The organism is Roseovarius sp. MBR-79, from assembly GCF_053628555.1.
The window spans coordinates 1-6795 of record NZ_JBRJGP010000049.1 but is presented as its reverse complement, the minus strand read 5'-3'; the positions used below and the strand labels follow the sequence as shown (position 1 = coordinate 6795).

Annotated in this window: 5 protein-coding genes and 2 pseudogenes; all 7 read left to right on the top strand. The window is 66.8% G+C overall.

The window, feature by feature from the left end:
* Positions 1-330: pseudogene (locus ACSSV8_RS19740) on the top strand (hypothetical protein); the annotation flags it as partial.
* 19 nt (positions 331-349) lie between these two features.
* Complete coding sequence (locus ACSSV8_RS19735) at positions 350-979, top strand: hypothetical protein (RefSeq protein ID WP_454283617.1); 630 nt, start codon at positions 350-352, stop codon at positions 977-979.
* Between the two features lie 14 nt (positions 980-993).
* Positions 994-2658: a DEAD/DEAH box helicase family protein gene (locus tag ACSSV8_RS19730; RefSeq protein WP_454283616.1), complete on the top strand. Its 1665-nt coding sequence runs from the start codon at positions 994-996 to the stop codon at positions 2656-2658.
* 221 nt (positions 2659-2879) lie between these two features.
* The gene (locus tag ACSSV8_RS19725) at positions 2880-3080 is read left to right on the top strand and encodes a DUF6511 domain-containing protein (protein ID WP_454283615.1); all 201 of its coding nucleotides are present in this window, start codon (positions 2880-2882) and stop codon (positions 3078-3080) included.
* Positions 3080-3847, top strand: a complete 768-nt coding sequence (locus tag ACSSV8_RS19720) for a PD-(D/E)XK nuclease family protein (protein WP_454283614.1) — start codon at positions 3080-3082, stop codon at positions 3845-3847. Before ACSSV8_RS19725 ends, ACSSV8_RS19720 begins: the two co-directional genes overlap by 1 nt.
* On the top strand, positions 3844-6210 hold the full coding sequence (locus ACSSV8_RS19715) for an AAA family ATPase (RefSeq protein ID WP_454283613.1): 2367 nt from the start codon (positions 3844-3846) through the stop codon (positions 6208-6210). Before ACSSV8_RS19720 ends, ACSSV8_RS19715 begins: the two co-directional genes overlap by 4 nt.
* Before the next feature lie 364 nt (positions 6211-6574).
* Positions 6575-6795, top strand: a pseudogene (locus ACSSV8_RS19710) (hypothetical protein); the annotation flags it as partial.

The window sequence follows — 6795 nt, the reverse complement described above, 5'->3', positions numbered from 1 at the left end:
GACGATTTCAATCGCAAGGTGTTCCAGCCGCAGATCGACGGCTCGAAGACCGGGTTGGAGCTGCCGGGGATCGTCGACGAGGTGATCACCATGGCGGAGTTGAAAGCCGACGGGGGCGATCCCTACCGCGCCTTCGTCTGCCAGACGATCAACCCCTGGGGTTTTCCGGCGAAGGACCGCTCGGGGCGTCTGGGTCAGGTCGAGGAGCCTCACCTCGGCCGACTGATGACGAAGATCCGCGCCCCCGTCGCGCCAGCACCCAAACGCCTGACCTACACCCGGCCACTCGCCGATCCGGCGGCTGACGCCCAATCCCAACCGCAATCATGATCAGAAAAGGAGGTTCCCCATGGGTTCCTGGAACGATTTCAACGACGCGCAGAGCAACACCAACCTGATCCCCAAGGGCACGCTGGCCACGGTGCGTCTGACCATCCGACCGGGCGGTTTCGACGATCCGTCGCAGGGCTGGACCGGGGGGTACGCCACCCGCGGCTCGACGGGTGCTGTCTACCTGAACGGCGAGTTCACCGTAACCGAGGGCCAGTACGCCCGGCGCAAGATCTTCACCCTCATCGGGCTCTACAGCCCGAAGGGGCCGGACTGGGCCAACATGGGCCGCAGCCTCGTGCGCGGCATGCTCAACTCGGCGCGCGGGATTTCCGACAAGGACCAGTCGCCGCAGGCGCAGGCGGCGCGGCGGATCAACGGCTTTGCCGATCTCGACGGGATCGAGTTCATCGCCCGCATCGACATCGGCACCGATGCCAGCGGCGACGACAAGAACGAGATCCGCAGCGCGGTCACGCCCGACCATCGCGACTACGCGCAAGTCATGGGGACTGTGCCGCTGCAGTTCGGCGAACAAGGTGCAGCCGGGCATGCCCCGCAGCAGACCTCCCCTGCGGCGCCGGCACATCAGCCCGGCCAGCCCGCGTCCGCTCCCGGGTTCGCCGGTCGGCCGAGCTGGGCGCAGTAAGGGGGAGACCGGCCATGCGCCTGCGCCCCCGCCAGAAGACCTTCGTCGAGCGCAGCCTGGCTGCGCTCGCCTCCCGCGGCAACACGCTGGGCGTAGCGCCCACCGGTGCTGGCAAGACCATCATGCTCTCGGCGGTCACCGGCGAGATGATCGGCGACGGTGCGAAGGCCTGCGTGCTGGCGCATCGGGACGAACTGACGGCGCAGAACCGCGCCAAGTTCCAGCGCGTGGTGCCGGGCGTCGCCACATCGGTCATCGACGCCACGGAGAAGTCGTGGAGCGGCCAGGTCGCCTTCGCCATGGTGCCGACGCTGGCGCGCGCCTCGAACCTCGCGGACATGCCGCGTCTCGACCTGCTGGTCGTCGACGAGGCGCACCATGCCGTCGCCGACAGCTATCGCCGCATCATCGACCGGGTGCGCGAAGCCAATCCCGACGCCCGCATCTTCGGGGTCACGGCTACCCCGAACCGGGGCGACAGGAAGGGGCTGCGCGAGGTCTTCGACAATGTCGCCGACCAGGTGCGGCTGGGCGAGCTGATCGCCTCGGGCCATCTGGTGCCGCCGCGCACCTTCGTCATCGATGTCGGTGTCCAGGACGAGTTGCGCTCGGTCCGCAAGACCATGTCGGATTTCGACATGGCGGAAGTGGCGGGCATCATGGACCGCGCCCCCGTCACCGATGAAGTGATCCGCCACTGGAAGGAAAAGGCGGGCGATCGGCAGACCGTGGTGTTCTGCTCCACCGTCGCCCACGCCGAACACGTCACCGACGCCTTCAGGGCGGCGGGCGTTTCCGCCGCCCTGGTCCACGGCGATCTGGCGGCAGAGACCCGAAAGGCGATCCTCGCCGACTACGCGGCGGGGGACATCCGCGTCGTGGTCAACGTGGCGGTGCTAACCGAGGGATGGGACCACCCGCCCACCTCCTGCGTCGTGCTGCTGCGCCCCAGTTCCTACAAGTCCACGATGATCCAGATGGTTGGGCGCGGCCTGCGCACCGTCGATCCCGAGGAACACCCGGGCATCGTGAAGACCGACTGCATCGTTCTGGATTTCGGGATGTCGAGCCTCACGCACGGCACGCTGGAGCAGGATGTCGATCTCGACGGCCGCGTGCCGACGCCGGGGGAAGCCCCCACGAAGCTCTGCCCCGAATGCAAGGCCGAGATCCCGATCGCGGTCACCGAATGCCCGATCTGCGGGTGCGAGTTGCCGCGCGAAGGCGCTGAGCCAATCGACAGTTTCGTCATGACCGAGCTCGATCTTCTCGAGCGATCGAGTTTCGCGTGGGTGGACCTGTTCGGCGACGACGCCGCGCTGATGGCCAACGGCTTTCACGCCTGGGGCGGCGTGTTCTTCCTCGAGGGCCGCTGGCACGCGGTCGGGGGCGCCAAAGGCAAGGCGACGCGGCTCCTGAGCGTGGGCGAGCGCATCGTCTGTCTCGCGCAGGCCGACGACTGGCTGAACACCCACGAGACCGACGAGAGCGCCTTCAAGTCCAAGGGCTGGCTGAAGCAGGACGCGACGGAAAAGCAGCTGAATTGCCTGCCGCCGGAGTTCCGGCGCGATTACGGCCTGACGCGCTATCGCGCCTCCGCGCTGATCTCGTTCCAGTTCAACAAGCGCGACATCCGGCGCCTCGTCACGGCTGCCGAGCCCGAGCGGAGGGCGGCGTGAGCCATGTCGCGCAAGTCCCATCCCCGCCCGCAGCGCCTGCGGATTGCCCGGAGCGTATTCGGCTCTGGCACCCGCGCCTCAAGCCTTGCGCTGTCTGTCTGCGCCCCGCGCGCGGCTTCGGTTTCTTCAACCCCATCAAACCCCGCCCCCGCGAACACCGCTGGTTCTGCTCGATGCACTGCCAGGCGTTCTTCGCGGCCCGCCACCGGAAAGGACTGACCATGCAGGGAACGACCGATGAAGAACGCCTCGCCATAGCTCTGGTGATGAAGCGGCTCGGCACGACCATGGACGAGATCGGCTGGGACAAGCGGCTGCGGGACCTGGATGCGACAGAGGTCACCGCGCTGATCGAGGAGGTTCTGGAAGGCTACAGCGCCGAGATGTCGCGCATCTCCGCCAGGAGCGAGGTGCCGTTCTGATGTTGGATTTCAATCCGCGCCCTTCCATGGCCGAGCGGATCAACACGCTGGTCGACGCCGCGCTGATCGCCGAGCGGGAGGCCACGCCTCCCCGAACCTATCTCGGCGCGTCCCGTCTGGGGCATGCCTGCGAACGCGCGCTGCAGTTCGAGTTCGCGGGCGCGCCCAAGGATGAGGGCGCGGATTTCGGCGGCCAGACCCTGCGGATCTTCGCGATCGGTCATCAGCTCGAGGATCTGGCGATCCGCTGGCTGCGGGCGGCGGGGCTCGACCTCTACACCCGCAGGGGCAACAGGCCCGATGGGGATCAGTTCGGCTTTTCCGTCGCTGGCGGCCGCATCCGGGGGCATGTCGACGGGATCGTGGCCGGAGCCCCGGCCGCGCTCGGTCTCCGCACCCCGGCGCTCTGGGAATGCAAGACGATGAACGCGAAGAACTGGCGGGCCTGCGTCAAGGACGGGGTTGCCGTCTCCAAGCCCGTCTATGCCGCCCAGATCGCGATCTACCAGGCTTACATGGAGCCCTCGGTGCCGGGCATTTCCTCGGCCCCTGCACTGTTCACGGCGATCAACAAGGACACGGCCGAACTGCATCACGAGCAGGTGCCCTTCGATGCCGATCTGGCGCAGCGCATGTCCGACCGCGCGGTGCGGATCCTGCAGGCTACCGACGCGGGCGATCTGCTGCCCCGCATCGCCGCCAGCCGCGACTTCTTCGAATGCCGGTTTTGTCCCTTTGCCGCGCGTTGCTGGAGCGTGGCTGCATGACCGACGAGCCCACCGAGCCATCCGACCCCGACCAGGAGCCAGCCATGCGCGACGACACCACGCCCGATGAGCCCAAGGAAAACATCGTCCATTTCAACCCATGGCGCGACTTCAACGATGCCGCGCCGCAGATCGACGTCTTCGGCGACGAGCCCGACCCTGCGCAGATCGCGCAATTCATGCAGGTCGTCTTCGGGTATTGCGACGGTCTGATCCCTGTCCGCAGTTTCATCGACAAGGGTCAGGGCATCGATGGCCGCCCGCACAACATCTGGCTGGAAGCGGATCATTCCGCCCCCGAAAAGATGGCGACCTTCGCGACATGGGCCTCGCGGGAAGGTGCCGCGGTCTACGTCATCCCCGGCACCGTGTCCGCGCACGGCCAGGCCAAGGCCGCCGATATCCTGCAGATGCAGACGGTGGTGGTCGATCTCGATACCGGTGACATCGCCGCCAAGCGCGCGCACCTCGAGCGCCACCTCGGCGTGGCCAGCATGGTGGTGGAGAGCGGCGGCGTGACGGCCGAGGGGCAGCGCAAGTGCCACGTTTGGTGGGCGCTGACCGAACCTGCCGAGGGTGAAGACATAGCGCGCGTCTGCCGTCTGCGCGGCGACATCGCCGCAAAGGTCGGCGGCGACATGCATTTCCGCTCCGCCCATCAGCCGATCCGAGTGGCGGGCTCGGTCTACTACAAGAACAACCTCAAGACGCAGGTGCGGATCGTCGAACTGAACGCCGACCGCGAACGCGATCTGGCCGAATTCATCGAAGCCGTCACCGACATGCCGCCCGCGCCGGGCGTGTCCCTGCAGCCCGCGTTCACCCATCCCGACAAACCGGCGATGGATGATGTGCTGGTCACGCCGGTGCGCGAGGGGGCGCAGGACGACTGGTCCCGCTTCGAAGGTGCGTCCGCCGCGATCGGGCATTTCATCCGCATGGTCCACGAGGGCCGGATGACAAAGGACGAGGGCTGGATCGGCATCTGCGGCTACAACGCCGCGATGCTGCGGCCCCAGTGGCCGGTTGAGCGGCTGAAGCGGGAATCCGAGCGGCTTTGGGAACTGCATGTCAAGAAATACGGCCCGCCGCTGATCCGGCTGGACTCCGGCGCACCGGGACCGGTCGAGATGCCCGCCTTCACGTTGGGCGCGCTGCTGGACGACCAGAGCCCGATGCCGGAGGACATCATCGCGCCCCGCGTGCTGACGCCGGGCGGACTGCTGGTGCTGGGCGGTGCGCCCAAGGTCGGCAAGAGCGACCTGCTGATCTCCTGGCTTGTCCACATGGCCGCCGGTGTGCCCTTCCTCGGCTTCACGCCGCCACGGCCGCTGCGGATCTTCTACCTGCAGGCCGAGATCCAGTATCACTATCTGCGCGAGCGGCTGAAGCAGATCGCCCTGCCGCCCGACGTGATGGCCGCCGCGCGCGACACCTTCGTCGCCACACCCAAGCTGAAAATGCTGCTCGACAACGAGGGCAGCGTGCGGGTTGCCCGTGCGATCCGGACGGCATTCCCGGATGCGCCGCCCGACATCCTCTGCGTCGACCCGATCCGGAACCTCTTCGATGGCGGACCCGATGGCGGTGGCGAGAACGACAACACCGCCATGATGTTCTTCCTCAAGGAGCGGGTCGAGGTTCTGCGCGACCACATCGACCCGGACTGCGGAGTCATCCTGATCCACCACACCAAGAAGCTCAGCAAGCACCAGGTGAAGGAGGATCCGTTCCTCGCGCTTTCGGGCGCCAGCGCCTTGCGGGGCTTCTACACTTCCGGCCTCATCCTGCACCGCCCCGACGAGGACGCGTCAGAGCGCAAGTTGGAGATCGAGCTGCGCAACGGCCCCGCGCTGCCCTCGAAGCTGATCGACAAGGTGCGCGGCCAATGGGTCGAGATCAACCCGATGAACGAGCGCCTCGTGCGCCAGGACATCGGCGCCAGGCATGATGCCGAGCGGGATCGGAAAAACCAGGTCGTCCTGGGGATGATCTTCGACGAGGCGGCCGAGGGTCGGCTCTACACCGCCACGCAGTTCGCGGAGGCGTTCGAGAACCAGCACGATCTCGGCGGGCGCTACAGCATCCGTGAGCGGCTGTCGGTGCTCGCCACCAAGGGCCTGATCAAGTTCCGCCGGAGTTTCACGGAGCACGGGTACGCCGGGACGCAATCGCATTTCGGATATCTCGTGATCAGGGACATGCGCTTCGGCCGCGATCCCGTGATCGACACGGACACCGGAGAGGTCCTTGCCGAGGGCGTCGCGGTGCTGCCGACCCACTACAAATGCCCCCATTCCGGCCGCGCGCGCGAGGTCGAGAACCCCTCCGTCTGGGTCTATCCGGAGGAGGCCCATGACTGACTTCCTCATCATGAGCGCGGCCTTCCTCATTCTCATCCCTTTCTCATGGCCCAATGAAATCAACGGGTTGGGCATGAGGATGAGAAAGGCCTTCCTCATCGACCCGCCTCATCCTCTGAGCCATGAAAAATCAATGGGAACAGGGACTTGCAGCCAGAAGATGAGACGAGTGGGCAAGCCCCCATACTACGTATGGGGAGGCCAACCGGCAGGTTTGGCCTCTCCTCCCATACGTCGAGGGTATCCGCGCGCGGGCTCCGACGCTCCCTGCACATTCCGATCCGACGACGGCGGCCCCGTACCGCCAAGCACCAGGCCACCGTCGTCTTCCACCCGAGCAGCCAACCAGAAGAGGAGACCACCCATGGCTGACCTGACTCTCGCCACCTCCAGCCGCGAGGCAATCCCCGATCTGCGGCCCGTCGTCCGCGCCAACCGGGTGATCCTTGCCCTCGATCTCGGCACCACGACGGGATGGGCGCTGCACGGCATCGACGGGCTGATCACCTCCGGCACGGCGTCCTTCCGCCCCGGGCGGTTTGATGGCGGCGGCATGCGGTATCTCCGCTTCACCAACTGGCTCAC

Coding starts and splice junctions, on each gene's coding strand:
- ACSSV8_RS19735 (WP_454283617.1), top strand. CDS start 350: ATGGGTTCCTGGAACGATTTCAACGACGCGCAGAGCAACACCAACCTG.
- ACSSV8_RS19730 (WP_454283616.1), top strand. CDS start 994: ATGCGCCTGCGCCCCCGCCAGAAGACCTTCGTCGAGCGCAGCCTGGCT.
- ACSSV8_RS19725 (WP_454283615.1), top strand. CDS start 2,880: ATGCAGGGAACGACCGATGAAGAACGCCTCGCCATAGCTCTGGTGATG.
- ACSSV8_RS19720 (WP_454283614.1), top strand. CDS start 3,080: ATGTTGGATTTCAATCCGCGCCCTTCCATGGCCGAGCGGATCAACACG.
- ACSSV8_RS19715 (WP_454283613.1), top strand. CDS start 3,844: ATGACCGACGAGCCCACCGAGCCATCCGACCCCGACCAGGAGCCAGCC.